Genomic DNA, 15,977 nt, shown 5'->3' on the forward strand with positions numbered 1-15,977 from the left:
GACCATCGTTCGATTCAATGAGGGTACAGACATGCGTTTCTCTTCTTTCCGAGCACTACTTTCCATCGGCCTGATCGCCGCGTCGTCGCTGGCGCAGGCGCAAGGCGGGCGCGACTGGCCCACGCAGCCGGTGCGCATCGTGGTGCCGTTCCAGGCCGGCTCGGCCACCGACCTGATCACGCGGCAACTGGGCGCCGGCCTGGCCAGGGAGTACGGCCAGAGCTTCGTGGTGGAAAACCGGCCGGGCGCGGCGGCCATGATCGGCAGCGAAGTCGCGGCGCGTGCGTCGGGCGACGGCTATACGCTGCTGATGTCGGGGCCGGCGTCGATGGTGACCAACCGCTTCCTGTACAAGAAGCTGAGCTACGACCCGGACGCGTTCGAGAAGGTTGCCGTGGTGGCGATCACCCCGAACATCCTGCTGTCGAATCCGTCGCTGCCGTTCAAGACGCTGCCCGAGATGGTGGCCTATGCGAAGGCCAACCCGGGCAAGCTCTCGTATGCATCGTTCGGTACCGGCACGACGTCGCATATCGCCGGTGAAATGCTCAAGGCCGTTGCCGGCATCGACATCGTCCACGTGCCGTACAAGGGCGCGGGCGAGGCGATTCCGGCGCTGTTGTCGGGCCAGGTGTCGATGTACTTCGACACCATCATGACCGGCCTGCCCTACGTGAAGGCGGGCAAGCTGCGCGCGCTGGGCATGTCCACGGCAAAGCGTTCGCCGCAGGCGCCCGAAATCCCGACCATTGCCGAGCAGGGCTACGCAGGCTTCGATATCGCGCCGTGGTATGGCATCGTGGCACCCAAGGGCACGCCGGCCGATGTGGTGGTCAAGCTCAACACGTCGATCAACAAGCTGCTGGCCACGCCCGACTTCCGCGAAAAGCTGGCCGCGACCGGCGCCGAGCCGCGTGGCGGCAGTGTCAACGACTTCACGGCGATGATCAACGCGGAGATCCCGCGCACGGAGAAGCTCGTGAAGCAGTCCGGCGTCGCCCTGCAGTAACGCTGCCGCAGCAACCCTCGTGGCGCCGCCTGCCGGCGCGCCATGTCCTGACTTTCTTACCTGTTCCGCCCATGTTGCCTTTCGATTGGTCTTTCCCGTATCCGTCCCAGAAGATGCCGCTGCTGGCCGCCAACGCCGTCAGCACCAGCCAGCCGCTGGCCGCGCAGGCTGGCTTACGCATGCTCTACGAAGGTGGCAACGCCATCGACAGCGTGATTGCCACGGCCATTGCGCTGACCGTGGTGGAGCCTGTCATGAACGGCATCGGCGGCGACATGTTCACGCTGGTCTGGCATGAAGGGCAGCTCTATGGTCTGAATTCCAGCGGCCGCGCGCCGGCGGCCTGGACGCCCGATTACTTCGCCGGACGCGACCGCATGCCGTCGGTCGGCTGGGACACGGTGACGGTGCCGGGCCAGGTGGCGGGCTGGAAGGCGCTGTCGGCGCGCTTCGGCAAGCTGCCGTTCGCGCGGCTGTTCGTGCCGGCCATCGAATACGCGGAGCAGGGCTTCATGGTGTCGCCACAAATCGCGCGCCAATGGGCCGCGCAGGTGCCGGTGCTGCGCGATCAGCCCGGCTTTGCCAAGGCCTTCATGCCCAACGGCCGGGCGCCGCAGGCCGGCGAGCGGTGGCGTTTTCCGGAGCAGGCCGCCACGTTGCGCAAGATCGGCGAGAGCGACGGCGAGAGCTTCTATCGGGGCGAACTGGCCGAGCGCATCGTGGCGTTTGCCCAGGAAACGGGCGGCGCGCTGCGTGCCGGGGATCTGGCTGCGCATCAGCCGGCCTGGGTCGAGCCGATGAAGCAGGACTTCCGTGGCTACACGCTGCACGAGATTCCACCGAACGGCCAGGGCATTGCCGCGCTGATCGGCCTGGGCATTCTGGATCGCTTCGACCTGGAAGGCATGGGCGTGGACAGCGCCGATTTCTACCACGTCGGCATCGAAGCCATGAAGCTGGCCTTTGCCGACCTGCACCGGCATGTGTCGGACCCGGCGACGATGCAGCATGCGCCGGCGGCGTTCCTGGACCCGGCATACCTGGCCGAACGCGCCGCGCTGATCGACCTGAAGCGCGCGGGCACGCCGTCGGCGGGCATGCCGAAGATCGGCGGCACCGTGTACCTGACGGCGGCCGACGCGGCGGGGTCGATGGTGTCGTTCATCCAGTCGAACTATCGCGGGTTCGGCTCGGGCGTCGTGGTACCGGGCACGGGCATTTCTCTGCACAACCGTGGCGAAGGCTTCAACCTGAAGCCGGGCCACGCCAATTGCGTGGCACCCGGCAAACAGCCGATGCACACGATCATCCCGGGCTTTGTCACCCGCAACGGGGCGCCGGTGATGTCGTTCGGCGTGATGGGCGGGTCGATGCAGGCGCAGGGCCACGTTCAGATGATGGCCCGGCTGGCCGCGTTCGGGCAGAACCCCCAGGCGATGAGCGACGCGCCGCGCTTCCGGGTGGAGCACGGGCCGGTCGTGAACGTCGAACACCACCTGCCGGCCGATGTGGTGGCCGTGCTGCGCGAGCGCGGCCACCGGGTGGAGGTGGCGCCGCGCGACAGCCTGGAATTCGGCTCCGCCCAGCTGATCTACAAGGCGGAACATGGCTATATCGCCGCATCGGACTCGCGGCGCGACGGGCAGGCCGTGGGATTCTGACGGGCGGGCGATGACCGGGGAGGGGGCCCGGCATCGCAGCGGGGGTATCGCGGGACACCCATCACGAATCGTGATACCCCCATGCCGCGCAAGGGCTTAGCAGCGTTTCGCCCTGCGGATAGAGTCGCGGAACAGACTCACGAAGGCATAGATCGCCGTGTCCATCCCCACTCACAATCCCCGCAGGCAGGGCGTCCGCGCATGATCGACGTCCTGGTAATCGGGGGCGGCAATGCCGCCCTCTGCGCCGCACTGATGGCCCGCGAGGCCGGCGCCAGCGTCATGCTGCTGGAAGCCGCGCCACGCGAATGGCGCGGCGGCAATTCGTCCCACACCCGCAACCTGCGCTGCATGCACGACGCGCCGCAGGACGTGCTGGTCGACGCCTATCCCGAAGAGGAATACTGGCAGGACCTGCTCAAGGTCACTGGCGGCCTGACTGACGAGACGCTGGCCCGGCTGGCCATCCGTGCGTCGTCGACCTGCCGCGACTGGATGCGCAGCCACGGCGTGCACTTCCAGCCGCCGCTGTCGGGCGCCCTGCACGTCGCGCGCACCAACGCGTTCTTCATGGGCGGCGGCAAGGCGCTGGTCAATGCGTACTACCGCAGCGCCGAACGGCTGGGCGTGCAGATCCGCTACAACGCGCCGGTCGATGCGATCGAACTCGACGGCAGCCGCTTCGTGGCCGCGCGTATCGGCAGCGAACGGATCGAGGCCCGCGCCTGCGTGCTGGCGGCCGGCGGCTTCGAATCGAACCGCGAATGGCTGCGCGAGGCCTGGGGCCAGAACGAGCGCGGCGAATGGCCAGCGGACAACTTCCTGATTCGCGGCACCCGCTTCAATATGGGCGTGCTGCTCAAGCACATGATCGCCCAGGGCGCCGACGCCATCGGCGATCCGTCGCAGTCGCACTGCGTGGCCATCGACGCCCGCGCGCCGCTTTATGACGGCGGCATCTGCACGCGGATCGACTGCGTGTCGCTGGGCGTGGTGCTGAATGCCAATGCCGAGCGCTTCTATGACGAGGGCGAGGACTTCTGGCCCAAGCGTTACGCGATCTGGGGCCGCCTGGTGGCGCAGCAGCCGCAGCAGATCGGCTACTCGATCATCGACGCCAAGGCCGTGGGGCGCTTCATGCCGCCGGTGTTCCCGGGCGTGAAGGCCGATACGCTGCCCGAACTGGCGCGCAAGCTGGGGCTGGACGAAGCCACCTTCATGCGCACCATCAACGACTACAACGCCGCTTGCCGCGTAGGCAAGTTCGACCATACGAAGCTGGACGATTGCCACACCGAAGGCGTGACCCCGGCCAAGACGCACTGGGCCCGGCCCATCGACACCGCGCCGTTCTTCGGCTACGCGCTGCGTCCCGGCATCACCTTCACCTATCTGGGGCTCAAGGTGAACCAGGAAGCGGCCGTGCATTTTGGCGGCAAGCCCAGCCAGAACCTGTTCGTGGCGGGCGAGATGATGGCCGGCAACGTCCTGGGCAAGGGCTACACGGCCGGCGTGGGCATGGCCATCGGCACGGCATTCGGCCGTATCGCCGGCACCCAGGCCGCCAGGGCGGCGCACACGGCCCGCCACGCAGGCGCGGCAATTCAGGCATCACGGGAAGAGGAACATGCAACATCTTGAAGCGCTGACGCGCGAGGCGGCGGCGCTGGCCAACGGTGCGCTGCCCCTGACCGGCGACGAGGCCGAAGTGGCCCGTACCCTGCAGATCTGCAATGCCTGCCGCTACTGCGAAGGGTTCTGCGCGGTCTTCCCTGCCATGACGCGCCGGCTGGAATTCCCCAAGGCGGATATCCACTACCTGGCCAACCTGTGCCACAACTGCGGCGCCTGCTATCACGCGTGCCAGTACGCGCCACCGCATGAGTTTGCCGTCAACATTCCGCAGGCGATGGCCAAGGTTCGCGTGCAGACCTATGGCGACTACGCGTTTCCTGCCGCGCTGGGCGGCCTGTACCGGCGCGCAGGCGTGACGATGGCGCTGGCACTGGCCGGCGGCCTGGCGCTGTTCCTGCTGATGGTGCTGGCGATGCGCGGCACGCTCTGGCATGAACCGCTGGCCGGCAACTTCTACGCGATCTTCCCGCACAACCTGCTGGCGGCCATGTTCGGCGTGGTGTTCCTGTTTGCCTGCGGGGCGCTGGGTATCGGCGTGACGCGGTTCTGGCGCAAGGTCACGCCGGGCACGCGCAGCGGCGACGAGCGTGGGGCCGCCGCGGGCGGCGCGGTACACGATGCGCTGAAGCTGAAGTACCTGGATGGCGGGCACGGGCAGGGCTGCAACAATGACGACGACGCCTTCACGCTGCTGCGCCGCCGTTTCCATCACTTCACGTTCTACGGCTTCATGCTCTGCTTTGCAGCGACTGCCGTGGCCACGCTGTACCACTATCTGCTGGACCTGCACGCGCCGTATCCGGTCACAAGCCTGCCGGTGCTGCTGGGCATCGCGGGCGGCATCGGCCTGCTGATCGGGCCGGCCGGCCTGCTGTGGCTGAACCTGAAGCGCGACGTGCGCACGATGGATACGAAGCAGAAGCCAATGGACCGTGGCTTCATCGCGCTGCTGTTCCTGACCAGCGCAAGCGGTCTGGCGCTGCTGGCGTTCCGCGACACCGGTGCCATGGCCGCGTTGCTGGCCGTCCACCTGGGCATTGTGATGGCGTTGTTCCTGACCTTGCCGTATGGCAAGTTCGCGCACGGCATCTTCCGCAGCGCGGCGCTGCTCAAGTTCCATATCGAAAAACGCCGGCCCAGCGATCTCGCGCTGGGTTCGGACTGAACCGCACCCACTGCATACAGATGCCAAATCCACCAAGGAGACACGTCATGACGAAACCCGGTGTGCTGAGCATCCCGTCGATGCGAGGCCAGTGCAGCGAGGCCGAATGGCAGGCACGCGTGGACCTGGCCGCCTGCTACCGGCTGGTTGAGCTGTATGGCATGGCCGACATGATGGCCAACCATATCTCGGTGCGCGTGCCGGACGAGGAGGACGCCTTCCTGATCAACCCGTACGGCATGATGTACGAGGAGATCACGGCGTCATGCCTGATCAAGGTGGACCACGCCGGCAAGATCCTGTCGACGCCCGACTTCGGCCCGCTGAACTATGGCGTGAACAAGGCCGGCTACGTGATCCACAGCGCCGTCCACCACGCACGCCCCGAGGTGGCTTGCGTGATCCACACGCATAGCTGGGCATCGATGGCCGTGTCGTCGCTGGCATGCGGGCTGCTGCCGATCACCCAGACCGCCATGCGCTTCCTGAAGATCGGCTACCACGACTACCAGGGCGTGGTGCTGGACACCGCCGAGCAGGCGTCCCTGATTGCGGACCTGGGCCGTGGCGAGGCGCTGATCCTGCGCAACCACGGCGCGCTGACCGTGGGCAATTCGGTAGGCGAGGCCTTCAACTGGATGCACCGGCTGGAACTGGCCTGCCGCTCGCAGGTGGCGGCCATGTCGTGCAATACGCCGCTGCAGCAGGTATCGCCCGAGGTGCTGGAGGAGACCTGGAACAACTATCAGCCCGGCACGCGCCGTCCCTACGGCCTGATGGAATGGCCGGCGCTGCTGCGCAAGCTCGACAGGCTGGACCCGGGCTTCCGGGACTGACGGGCGGGCGGGCGGGCGGGCGGACGGGCGGGCGGACGGGCGGACGGCATCGACCCTTCGCTTTAGCCGGGCGCGTTGCGTGCGCTGGCGATGATGTCGCGCGCCCGCGATGCCACGCTGCCCACCGCATGGTGGCGGTGGACCCGGCCCGGCGATAAGACTTCGGATAACGACACCGAAGCATCGAAGACACACAACGACAACGATAACGACAACGACTGGAACGGAGACATCGCATGCACCCCACAACGCCCGGGAATATCCGCTGGAACAATGCCGCCGTCAGGCTGCTGGGCTGCGCCCTGACAGTCGGCCTGGTGCTGGCCGCCCCGGCCCGCGCCGACGACTATCCCACCAGGCCGGTGCGCGTGGTGGTGGCCTTCACGGCGGGCGGCACTACCGACATGCTGGCACGCAGCGTCAGCCAGCAGCTGGCCCAACGCTTCAAGCAATCGTTCGTGGTGGACAACCGGCCGGGCGCCGGCGGCAACATCGGCACCGAATTCGTGGTGCGGTCGCCCGCCGACGGCTACACGATGCTGGTCAACTCGGTCGGGCCGATCTCGATCAACCAGTCGCTGTACAAGAAGCTCAACTACGATCCGCTGACCGATCTGGTGCCGGTTGTGCAGATCGCGGACGTGCCCAATGTGCTGGTGGTGCATCCGTCGCTGCCGGTGAAGTCGTTCGAGGAATTCGTGGCGTACGCCAAGGCGAACCCGGGCAAGCTGAACTACAGCTCCACGGGCGTAGGCACGTCGTCGCACCTGTCGGGCTTCATGCTGACCGAGCGGATCGGCACGCAGGCCACGCATATTCCGTACAAGGGCGCCGACGCGCTGAACGACCTGCTGTCGGGGCGCGTGCAGTTCATGTTCGCAACCATTCCTTCGGTGATGCCCCATATCCAGGCCGGCAAGCTGCGCGCACTGGCGGTGTCGAGCGCCAAACGGTCGCGCTCGCTGCCCGACCTGCCCACGGTTGCTGAAAAGGGCTTCCCGGGCTTCGAAGCGGGTTCCTGGTTCGGCTTCTTCGCGCCCAAGGGCACGCCGCAGGACGTGATTGCCAAGGTCAACCAGGCCGTCAACGAGGCGCTGCCGTCGCTGCAGGCGCAGATGGTCCGTGAAGGCGCAGATCCGGTGGGCGGGTCGCCGAAGCAGTTCGGCGACTTTACCCGCAAGGAATACGTCAAGTGGAAGGCCGTGGTGAAAGCCTCCGGCGCCACGGTGGATTGAGCCGCGCCATGTCAGCCAAGACCCTGCGTATCCTGCTGTCCGCTGCTGCCTTGCAGTCCCACCGCGCGGCCATCGACAAGACCATGGTGGTGGCCGGGGTGCCCTGGCAGGTGGTGGTCGTGCCCGAGGTGGACGAACCGCGCGCGGTGGATGCCGACGTGGCCTTTGTGTCGCGCGATGTGACCGGGCTATCGACCAAGCACGAGATCCTGCCCGCCACGCAGCGGTTCTATACGGCGATGCTTGACGCACCGTCGCTGCGCTGGACCCATACGCATTCGGCGGGCGCGGATCGCGCGATCTTTGGGCAGTTGCGCCAGCGCGGCGTGACGGTCACCACGTCGTCGGGTGCCAATGCGGGCGTAGTGGCCCAGACGGCGCTGGCCGGCCTGCTGGCGCTGGCGCGCCATCTGCCGCAACTGATCGACGCGCAACGGGCGTCGCGCTGGGCGCCGCTGATCGGCAGCGGGCTGCCGCGGGACCTGCAGGGCCAGCGCGCCACCATCGTTGGGTGGGGCCCGATCGGGCAGCAGATCGGCGCGGTGCTGCGCGGGCTGGGCCTGGCGGTGACGGTGGTCAGACAGCGTGCCGCGGCGATGGAGGCCGGATTCCAGACGGTCACGTTCGAGCAGTTCGACGCGGTCCTGCCGGATACCGACTGGCTGATCCTGGCTTGTCCGTTGACCGATCGCACGCGCGGGCTGGTCGATCGCGCCGCCTTGCAGCGGTTGCCGGCCGGGGCGCGGCTGGTGAACGTGGCGCGCGGTGAGGTGGTCGACGAACTGGCACTGATCGATGCCTTGCGTGCCGAAAGACTGGGCGGCGCGTACCTGGACGTGTTCGCGCATGAGCCACTGGCGGCGTCATCGCCGATCTGGTCGCTGCCCAACGTCATTGCAACGCCGCACAGCGCGGGCTTTTCGGATGGCAATGCCGCGCGCGTGGGCGATATCTTCCTGGATAATCTGCGACGGTGGTCGTCGGGAGAGACCCTGATAAACCGGGTGGAGTGATCAATTTCAGACGCTTCTGCATGGTATTGCGGAAATTTCAGCAACCTGCGCGGCGGCAAACGCGTTGACAATAGGTCATCGTATTTTCGACCCGCCACGACCGTGCCCAATACCGCGACTCCCGCACCGACTGCCGCACGCCCGGCAACCCGTCAGACGTTGCCACGCATCGTCGTCGCCGAAGACAACCCCGTATGCCAACTGGTGCTTGTCGAGCAGTTGCGAGCCATTGGCGGATGCGAGGTCGTGGCCTGCGAGGACGGCCATGATGCCTGGGCTGCGCTGCAGCGCGGCGCGGACTTGCTGCTAACCGATGTCGGCCTGCCGGGCATGAGTGGCCTGGGACTGGCGCGGGCGATTCGTCAGGCCGAGCGGATGGGCGACCGTCGCCTGCCGATCATCGCGGTGACCGCGACGGCAGATAGCACGACGCGCCGCAAGTGCCGTGCCGCAGGCATCGACTTGGTGCTGGCCAAGCCCGTCAGCCGCGAGATGTTGAGGTACCTGCTCGGCCGCTATGTCAGCCGCCAGTCTGCCTGACCGGCACACGCCGCAGGCAGGCATCAGCCCTTCCAGGCCGACGCGCGGATGACGCTGCAAAAGTTGCCGCGATGAAAATGCGGGTCCTTGTCGGCCAGCACATCGGCCTTGACGTTGCCAAACGTGGTGTCGGGCTTGTACCGGATACCGTCGTAGAACGCCTGGATGATGTCTTCCTTGAAGCGAGCGGTGCGCGGATGGACATGCACCACGGCTTCGCGATCGGCCTCGGCAAACGTGTCGTACCCGATGCCCAGCACGTCCATCTCGACGCCGGCCGTCACCAGCGCGATCTCCGGCGCCATGAACTCGGGGATGCCAGGCGTGGTGTGCAGCGCGATGGCGGTCCACACCTTTTCCACCTCACGTTCACCAATGCCACGGCTGCGCAGAAAATCGGCGGCCGCGTTGGCACCATCGACTTCGAAACGCTTGTCGGCGCTGCCGTGGGCATGGGTCAGGCCCATGTCGTGGAACATCGCGCCGGCATAGAGCAGTTCGGGGTCGTATGCGAGTCCCCGGTGGCGGCCAGCCAGCGCGGCCCAGTAGTAGACGCGGCTGGAGTGGTGGAAAAGCAGCGGCGACTCGGTGTCGCGCACCAGTTCGGTGATGTCCCGCGCCAGCTGGCTGTCGGGAATGGCGATGTCGGCGGCGGTGAAACGCATGGCGGCTCCTGTTCGTTTGGGTTGCCTCCAGTCTAGGGTTCGCAGTAGCATGTCTTCAATCGTCGTGATACGACGAATAGAGACATGCCCGGACAATCCGGACAATCCGGACAATCCGGACGATCCGTACAATCCGCACAATCCGCCCCGCCGTGCCTGAAAGGCACCATTTCGCCATGCCCGCTACCCGTGCCATCTGCCTGCTGGCCGTCGAAGGCGTCCAGTTGCTGGACGTATCCGGCCCGCTCGACGTTTTCGCCGAAGCCAATGTCCAGACAGGCGTCACGGTCTACCAGATGGTGGTGGTGGCGTTGCGGCGCGGGCCGCTGACGGCGTCGTCGGGGGCCAGGCTGCTGCCGGACATCGCGATCGAGGACGACACGGCGAGCGGTTCGCCGTCGCGATTTCACACGCTGCTGGTGGCCGGTGCACCGCATGCCGGCCACGCGCCGGCCGAGCCCCAGGTGCTTGACTGGATCCGCCGCACGGCGCCCTTGGCGCGGCGCTACGGTTCCGTCTGCAGCGGCGCCTTCCTGCTGGCCGAGGCCGGACTGCTCGATGGCCGCCGCGCCACCACGCACTGGTCTGTCGCCGATGCGCTGGCGGCGCGCTATCCAAAGGTGACCGTCGATGCCGATGCGATTCACGTGCGTGATGGCAAGGTGCGCACGGCGGCGGGCGTGACCGCCGGCATGGACCTTGCGTTGGCGCTCGTTGAGGAGGACCTTGGCCGGGATATCGCCTTGAAGGTGGCCAGCCAGCTCGTGATGTTTTTCAAGCGGCCAGGCGGGCAGGGTCAGTTCAGCCGCCGCGAAGCGCCCGCCGCGGCAAACCGCGCGGCGTTGCAGGAACTGCAACGCTGGGTAGCCGCCCACCCGGCGGCGGCCCACGACGTGCCAAGCCTGGCCGCGCGGATCGGCGTCAGCGCGCGGCACCTGTCGCGCCTGTTCCAGGAGGAGGTTGGCGTCACCCCGGCACACTGGGTCGAGGCCGCGCGCGTGACCGCCGCCCGGCAACTGCTCGAAGAAGGCAATATCGCCCCCAAACAGGCCGCTGCCGAGTGCGGTTTTTCCAGCGTCGACACCCTGCGCCGCGCATTCCTGCGGGTGGTCGGCGTGACCCCGGCGGAGTATCGCAAGCGGTTTGTGTCGGCGGAGGATTGATCCTTTTCCTATCGGCGCCGTTGCTTCTTCGGCATTGACGTTCGTAGTTCAAGGATTCGACGATTTACCGGCATATCCCGTGCTGAACAGAATGGCCGCTCACTTCCATGAGGGGCCAGCATGCCAGATATCCGATACGCACTGAAGAACGGCGACAAGACAACTACCGGCGGGATGCTCTGTGCATCGGGGGCCGGGATGATGACGCATCACGGCCAGCCGGTGGGGGTCGAAGGCGACATCGCGACATGTCCGGCTTGCAAGGGCACGGGCAAGGTCTTCAACGATTGCCGACCAAATTTCGACCTGATGGGGCGGCAACTGCTTGTCAGCGGCGCGCGCGTCTATTGCGGCTGCGCAAAGCCACCGCTTGTCATTCCATCGCAGTCGGATTTCACGCTTGAGGTCAGTGCGGGCAGGGCACCGGCGGCTGGCGTCGCCGAGTCTGCGGTGGCTGCCGCGGCCGTTGCCGAGAACGCCGGGAGTGGATCGAGTCCCCCGGCAGCCGCCCATGACGAGCAGATCCGCTGCATCGACGAGGATGGCGCGCCCATGCCCGGCGTGCCGTACTTCATATCCGACCAGCAAGGCAATTCCTGGCAAGGCGTCACCGACGAGGCCGGCTTTTGCCCCAGGATCGCGACAGACGGCCCGCAGACACTGTCCGTCTTTTTTGGCCCGCTGGCGCTAGAGCACTGGAAGCGGGAGCGGCGTTGACATGACCACGTACAACGTAGCGGCCAATGCGCGAGAGGGGTCCCGGGTCGAGCTCGAGGCGCCGTTGATGCCGGCGCGAGCGTTTTTCTATGCGGTGGTGGAAGAGGTCGGCCAAAACGGCTTTCTGGTCAGGAAGGTTTATGAGGTGCTGGATGAAGCGACGTTGGAGCAGTCCAGGTTGCCCATAGATGTGCTGAAGAATGAAATGAACCCCGAGCGCAAGGGCATCAACTATCGGGCACCAGACTCGAACATTTCTATTGCGGGGCATGTCAAGGGCAACAAGTTCTCCAAGTACATGTCAGCGACCGATTTTTTCCCAAGTGGTTCGCCTCGACTCGACGGAAGGGTCACGTACGTCGATATTGAAAAGGCGCTTCGTGCGGGCGCAAGAATCGTTTCGCAAGACGCCATTCAACGGGATCTGGACCGCCACCTCCTGAAGTATCCGCACACGAGGATAAAGACGCTGGAGGCGAAGGATTGGGCGAAGATAGATCGTGAAGTTCTGCTCAATGGCAAGCCAGTTCCGGCCAGTGCGATATTCAATCCGGAGACGCTTCCCCAAGCACGGGGCTACGTACGCGTGGGGCGGGTGATTCAGGTCGTGGGGATATTCCTCACCGCCTATGACCTGAAGGTTGCCGCGTCGGAATCGGTGAAACTGCAATCGATCAAGCCAATCTCGCAGGAAGTGCTGAGGCAGGCAGGGGGATGGGCCGGCGCCGTGGCCGGCGCAAAGCTCGGCGCCTCCGTGGGCATGACCTACGGGGTGGTGACCGGGCCAGGGGTGATCGTTACCGGCCTGGTGGGAGGCGTGCTGTTCGGAGCGATGGGATATTTCGGGGCCGACCACTTGACCCAAAGGGCGTTCGAATGACCCGCAATCAGAAGGTATGGAAGCGGGTCCTCGAAATACTCCGCGAACTCTTGCCCATGCGCCCCGAGACGCGGGCTGAGCGACGGCGTCAACGCGAAGTGGAGCAAATCTTGCAGCGTACCTATCGCTCGGTGTGCGGGATGTCTCTCGAAGAAGTACAGGCCATGTTCAGCCGTCCGCTAGACGACGAGGTCTTTCTATCACTCGTAGGTTATCCTCAGTTCCTGGATTTGCGGGACAGGTCAATGGAAGCTGTCAATACTGGCCTGCATTTGCTGCCAGAAAAGATACCGGCATTGCGCGAAGTCGTGACGCGTGGTTATGACCTGATCGGTAAGAATGTCTATGCTCGGCGCGGGGTTCAAGGGGATTTCCTGATCTTTGACGCCTATGAGCAATTTAACGGCATTTGCGCAGATATATCGACCAACGACGTGGAAGTGTGCCGACGCGTGATTGCGATGGGCCTTCAGCCGCCGGAGCCTTGGGTAGCCTTTCCCGAATTGGCGGAAACGGCCTTCGGGTTTTTGCAGGGCAATATCGAGTACTGGTGGTACGTGTACTGGGAGCCTTACTGGGAGTCGCTCGACAAGGACAAGCAGGAGGCGTTTCTGGCGGGCGCCACCGATGCCTGGCAAGCGTGCTTTTGGCGCCATGTCGGCGAAGGCAGGGAGATCTTCGAAGAAATAGCCCGCGAGCGCGCACGGGAGTTCGACTGATGCCGGCGTTTCGAATGAGCGAGATCCGCAAGATCATAGGGAAGGTCCTTGAAACGCTCGCCGATCTCAGACCCATGCATCCCGAAAAGCGGGCGCAACGCCAGCTCCGGCGCGACGTGGAGCGAACCTTGCAGCGGGCCTATCGTTCGGTCTGCGGCATTTCCCTGGAAGAAGCGCAGGCCATGTTCAGCCGTCCACTGGACGACGAGGCCTTCCAGTCGCTGGGCGCCTATCCGTTGTTTCTGGATTTGCGGGACAGGTCAATGGAAGCGGTCAGCACTGGCGTGCATCTGCTGCCTGAGAAGGTGCCGGCATTGCGTGAAGTCGTAACGCAAGGTCATGACCTGATTGGGAAAAACACATACGCAGGGCGTACGGATGCCGGGAACCGCTTGATCTTTCATACCTATGAGCAATTCAATGGGATCTGTGCGGGTATATCCACCAACGACGTGGAAGTGTGCCGACGCGTGATCGCGATGGGCCTTCAGCCGCCGGAGCCCTGGGTGGCCTTCCCCGAATTGGCGGAAACGGCCTTCGGGTTTTTGCAGGGCAATATCGAGTACTGGTGGTACGTGTACTGGGAGCCTTACTGGGAGTCGCTCGACAAGGACAAGCAGGAGGCGTTTCTGGCGGGCGCCACGGACGCCTGGCAAGCGTGTTTCTGGCGCCATGTCGGCGAAGGCAGGGAGATCTTCGAAGAAATGGCCCGCGAGCGCGCACGGGAGTTCGACTGATGCCGGCGTTCGCCGATTGCTGCTTCCGCACACTGGACGGCGTGCGGAAGCAGGTGTTTCCCGGACAGACACCCCTCACATATTCAACGCCCGCTTCTGCACGGCCAGCGCGGCTTCGCGCATGACCTCGGACAGCGACGGGTGCGGGTGGCAGATCATGCCGATGTCTTCGGAGGCGGCCTTGAACTCCATGGCGACCACGCCTTCGGCGATCAGGTCCGAGGCATTGGCGGAGATGATGTGGATGCCCAACAGTTCATCGGTCTTCGCGTCGGCGATCATCTTGATGAAGCCCTCGGGGCGGCCGATGCCCATGGCGCGGCCGTTGGCCTGCATCGGGAATTGGCCGGTGCGATATTCGCGGCCTTCGGCCTTCAGTTGGGCCTCGGTCTTGCCCACCCAGGCAATTTCTGGCTCGGTGTATATCACCCAGGGAATGCAGTTGTAGTCGATGTGCGGCTTTTGGCCGTCGATGATTTCAGCCACCATCACGCCTTCGTCCTCGGCCTTGTGCGCCAGCATCGGGCCGCGCACCACGTCGCCAATGGCATAGATGCCGGCCACCGAGGTGCGACAGTTGTCATCGACCGGGATGAAGCCGCGTGGGTCGGCGGACAGGCCCACGGCGTCGAGGCCCAAATTGTCGGTGTTCGGCACGCGGCCGATCGACACGATCAGGCGATCGGCCTCAAGTTTCTGCTCGGCGCCGGACTCGTCCTTGTAGGCGATGGTCACGCCCTTGGCCTTGGCTTTCACCTCGCCGATGTTGACGCCCAGATGGATGGTCAGCCCCTGCTTCTTGAACACCTTGGCGGCTTCCCTGGCAATGGCTTCGTCAACGGCGCCCAGGAAGGCGGGCAACGCTTCGAGAATGGTCACTTCGGCTCCCAGGCGACGCCATACCGAGCCCAGTTCCAGCCCGATCACGCCCGCGCCGATCACGGCCAGCTTCTTCGGCACGGAATCAAACGAGAGGGCGCCTTCGTTGTCGGACACGATCTTGTTGTCGACGGGCACGCCGGGCAGGTGGCGAGCCTTCGAGCCCGTGGCGATGATGACATTGCGTGCCGTGTAGGGCCTGGTGTCGCCGCCGTCGCTGGCTTCCACGGTGACCACGCCATCGGCCGCGCGGCTCTTGAACTTGCCGTGTCCCTTGATCCAGGTGACCTTGTTCTTGCGAAACAGGAATTCCACGCCGCCGGTGAACTTGTCGACGATGGCGGCCTTGCGGCGGATCATCTGCGGCAGGTCCAGCGACACGCCCTTGATTTGCACGCCGTGGTCGGCCATGCCGTGCTGCGCGTGTTCGAAGTGTTCGGACGACGCCAGCAGCGCCTTGCTGGGGATGCAACCCACGTTCAGGCAGGTGCCGCCCAGGCGTGGCTTGCCCGCATCGTCCTTCCATTCCTCGATGCAGGCCACGGTCTTGCCCAGTTGCGCGGCCCGGATGGCGGCGATATAGCCGCCCGGGCCCGATCCGATCACGATCACGTCGAAGTCGGCCTTGGCCGAAGGGCTGGCGCCGCCGCCCGTCGCCGCTGCCGCCGCGGATGCGGGCGCCGCAGCGGCCGGAGCGGGTGCCGCGGCGGGGGCGGGCGCAGGGGCCGGTGCCGGCGTGGCGGCCGGGGCGGCTGCGGTGGCCTTGGCGTCGGTGTCCACCACGGCGATCACTTCGTCTGCGTGAACAGTGGCGCCATCCGGCTTGACGATCTGCGTCAGGACGCCGTTGTCCGGACAAGGCACTTCCAGCGTGACCTTGTCGGTTTCCAGTTCCACGAGGGTCTCGTCGCGCTGGACGGCTTCGCCGGGCTTCTTCTTCCACTGGAGCAGCGTGGCTTCCGAGACGGATTCGGACAGCTGGGGCACCTTCACTTCAATCGTGGCCATGGTTTTCCCTTCGGGTTCTCGTGTGGCGAAAGCTTCCAGTCTAGGAGAGCACGCCGTCAGTCATGAGATACGCGAATCAGGGTTTACCCGCATCAATGCAAACGGCCCGCCTATA

At 65.5% G+C, this 15,977-nt stretch carries 15 protein-coding genes; 13 read left to right on the top strand and 2 right to left on the bottom strand.

Annotation, left to right across the window (positions count from 1 at the left end):
- Positions 1-31: 31 nt before the first annotated feature.
- From AC3G88_RS10430 to AC3G88_RS10465, 8 genes are all read left to right on the top strand, one after another.
- On the top strand, positions 32-1,009 hold the full coding sequence (locus AC3G88_RS10430; protein WP_488772582.1) for a Bug family tripartite tricarboxylate transporter substrate binding protein: 978 nt from the start codon (positions 32-34) through the stop codon (positions 1,007-1,009).
- A 71-nt stretch (positions 1,010-1,080) separates the two neighbouring features.
- The gene (locus tag AC3G88_RS10435) at positions 1,081-2,670 is read left to right on the top strand and encodes a gamma-glutamyltransferase family protein (protein ID WP_488772581.1); all 1,590 of its coding nucleotides are present in this window, start codon (positions 1,081-1,083) and stop codon (positions 2,668-2,670) included.
- 201 nt (positions 2,671-2,871) lie between these two features.
- Entirely contained in the window at positions 2,872-4,311 is a 1,440-nt protein-coding gene (gene tcuA, locus AC3G88_RS10440) for an FAD-dependent tricarballylate dehydrogenase TcuA (protein ID WP_488772580.1), read from the top strand.
- The gene (gene tcuB / locus AC3G88_RS10445) at positions 4,298-5,470 is read left to right on the top strand and encodes a tricarballylate utilization 4Fe-4S protein TcuB (protein WP_488772579.1); all 1,173 of its coding nucleotides are present in this window, start codon (positions 4,298-4,300) and stop codon (positions 5,468-5,470) included. The genes tcuA and tcuB overlap by 14 nt, the downstream gene beginning before the upstream one ends.
- Positions 5,471-5,517: 47 nt before the next feature.
- Positions 5,518-6,306 (top strand): class II aldolase/adducin family protein, encoded by a 789-nt coding sequence (locus AC3G88_RS10450; RefSeq protein WP_488772578.1) that lies wholly within the window; start codon positions 5,518-5,520, stop codon positions 6,304-6,306.
- A 236-nt stretch (positions 6,307-6,542) separates the two neighbouring features.
- Positions 6,543-7,541 carry a Bug family tripartite tricarboxylate transporter substrate binding protein gene (locus tag AC3G88_RS10455; RefSeq protein ID WP_488772577.1) on the top strand — a complete coding sequence of 333 codons (999 nt, stop codon included), beginning with the start codon at positions 6,543-6,545 and terminating at the stop codon, positions 7,539-7,541.
- 8 nt (positions 7,542-7,549) lie between these two features.
- Positions 7,550-8,554 (top strand): D-2-hydroxyacid dehydrogenase, encoded by a 1,005-nt coding sequence (locus tag AC3G88_RS10460; protein ID WP_488772576.1) that lies wholly within the window; start codon positions 7,550-7,552, stop codon positions 8,552-8,554.
- 159 nt (positions 8,555-8,713) lie between these two features.
- Complete coding sequence (locus AC3G88_RS10465) at positions 8,714-9,094, top strand: response regulator (protein WP_488772575.1); 381 nt, start codon at positions 8,714-8,716, stop codon at positions 9,092-9,094.
- Between the two features lie 23 nt (positions 9,095-9,117).
- Here the strand turns inward: AC3G88_RS10465 and AC3G88_RS10470 are convergent, their stop codons facing one another.
- Entirely contained in the window at positions 9,118-9,759 is a 642-nt protein-coding gene (locus tag AC3G88_RS10470; protein ID WP_488772574.1) for an HD domain-containing protein, read from the bottom strand.
- Positions 9,760-9,935: 176 nt separating this feature from the next.
- Between AC3G88_RS10470 and AC3G88_RS10475 the strand changes: the two genes are divergently transcribed.
- From AC3G88_RS10475 to AC3G88_RS10495, 5 genes are all read left to right on the top strand, one after another.
- Complete coding sequence (locus AC3G88_RS10475) at positions 9,936-10,922, top strand: GlxA family transcriptional regulator (RefSeq protein WP_488772573.1); 987 nt, start codon at positions 9,936-9,938, stop codon at positions 10,920-10,922.
- Positions 10,923-11,042: 120 nt separating this feature from the next.
- The gene (locus AC3G88_RS10480; RefSeq protein ID WP_488772572.1) at positions 11,043-11,639 is read left to right on the top strand and encodes a PAAR domain-containing protein; all 597 of its coding nucleotides are present in this window, start codon (positions 11,043-11,045) and stop codon (positions 11,637-11,639) included.
- A gap of 1 nt (position 11,640) precedes the next feature.
- Positions 11,641-12,519, top strand: coding sequence for a glycine zipper family protein (locus tag AC3G88_RS10485; protein ID WP_488893381.1), 879 nt, complete (start codon positions 11,641-11,643; stop codon positions 12,517-12,519).
- On the top strand, positions 12,516-13,238 hold the full coding sequence (locus AC3G88_RS10490) for a hypothetical protein (RefSeq protein ID WP_488772570.1): 723 nt from the start codon (positions 12,516-12,518) through the stop codon (positions 13,236-13,238). Before AC3G88_RS10485 ends, AC3G88_RS10490 begins: the two co-directional genes overlap by 4 nt.
- Before the next feature lie 14 nt (positions 13,239-13,252).
- A complete protein-coding gene (locus AC3G88_RS10495) occupies positions 13,253-13,975 on the top strand; it encodes a hypothetical protein (RefSeq protein ID WP_488893382.1) in 723 nt (240 codons plus the stop codon).
- A 75-nt stretch (positions 13,976-14,050) separates the two neighbouring features.
- Here the strand turns inward: AC3G88_RS10495 and lpdA are convergent, their stop codons facing one another.
- The gene (gene lpdA / locus AC3G88_RS10500; protein ID WP_488772568.1) at positions 14,051-15,862 is read right to left on the bottom strand and encodes a dihydrolipoyl dehydrogenase; all 1,812 of its coding nucleotides are present in this window, start codon (positions 15,860-15,862) and stop codon (positions 14,051-14,053) included.
- Positions 15,863-15,977 lie beyond the last annotated feature (115 nt).

This window comes from Cupriavidus sp. 86D6 (genome assembly GCF_057815095.1).

What these genes read in the sequence shown, in the direction of transcription:
- AC3G88_RS10430 (WP_488772582.1), top strand. Translation starts at nt 32, where the DNA reads ATGCGTTTCTCTTCTTTCCGAGCACTACTTTCCATCGGCCTGATCGCC.
- AC3G88_RS10435 (WP_488772581.1), top strand. Translation starts at nt 1,081, where the DNA reads ATGTTGCCTTTCGATTGGTCTTTCCCGTATCCGTCCCAGAAGATGCCG.
- tcuA (WP_488772580.1), top strand. Translation starts at nt 2,872, where the DNA reads ATGATCGACGTCCTGGTAATCGGGGGCGGCAATGCCGCCCTCTGCGCC.
- tcuB (WP_488772579.1), top strand. Translation starts at nt 4,298, where the DNA reads ATGCAACATCTTGAAGCGCTGACGCGCGAGGCGGCGGCGCTGGCCAAC.
- AC3G88_RS10450 (WP_488772578.1), top strand. Translation starts at nt 5,518, where the DNA reads ATGACGAAACCCGGTGTGCTGAGCATCCCGTCGATGCGAGGCCAGTGC.
- AC3G88_RS10455 (WP_488772577.1), top strand. Translation starts at nt 6,543, where the DNA reads ATGCACCCCACAACGCCCGGGAATATCCGCTGGAACAATGCCGCCGTC.
- AC3G88_RS10460 (WP_488772576.1), top strand. Translation starts at nt 7,550, where the DNA reads ATGTCAGCCAAGACCCTGCGTATCCTGCTGTCCGCTGCTGCCTTGCAG.
- AC3G88_RS10470 (WP_488772574.1), bottom strand. Translation starts at nt 9,759, where the DNA reads ATGCGTTTCACCGCCGCCGACATCGCCATTCCCGACAGCCAGCTGGCG.
- AC3G88_RS10475 (WP_488772573.1), top strand. Translation starts at nt 9,936, where the DNA reads ATGCCCGCTACCCGTGCCATCTGCCTGCTGGCCGTCGAAGGCGTCCAG.
- AC3G88_RS10480 (WP_488772572.1), top strand. Translation starts at nt 11,043, where the DNA reads ATGCCAGATATCCGATACGCACTGAAGAACGGCGACAAGACAACTACC.
- AC3G88_RS10485 (WP_488893381.1), top strand. Translation starts at nt 11,641, where the DNA reads ATGACCACGTACAACGTAGCGGCCAATGCGCGAGAGGGGTCCCGGGTC.
- AC3G88_RS10490 (WP_488772570.1), top strand. Translation starts at nt 12,516, where the DNA reads ATGACCCGCAATCAGAAGGTATGGAAGCGGGTCCTCGAAATACTCCGC.
- AC3G88_RS10495 (WP_488893382.1), top strand. Translation starts at nt 13,253, where the DNA reads ATGAGCGAGATCCGCAAGATCATAGGGAAGGTCCTTGAAACGCTCGCC.
- lpdA (WP_488772568.1), bottom strand. Translation starts at nt 15,862, where the DNA reads ATGGCCACGATTGAAGTGAAGGTGCCCCAGCTGTCCGAATCCGTCTCG.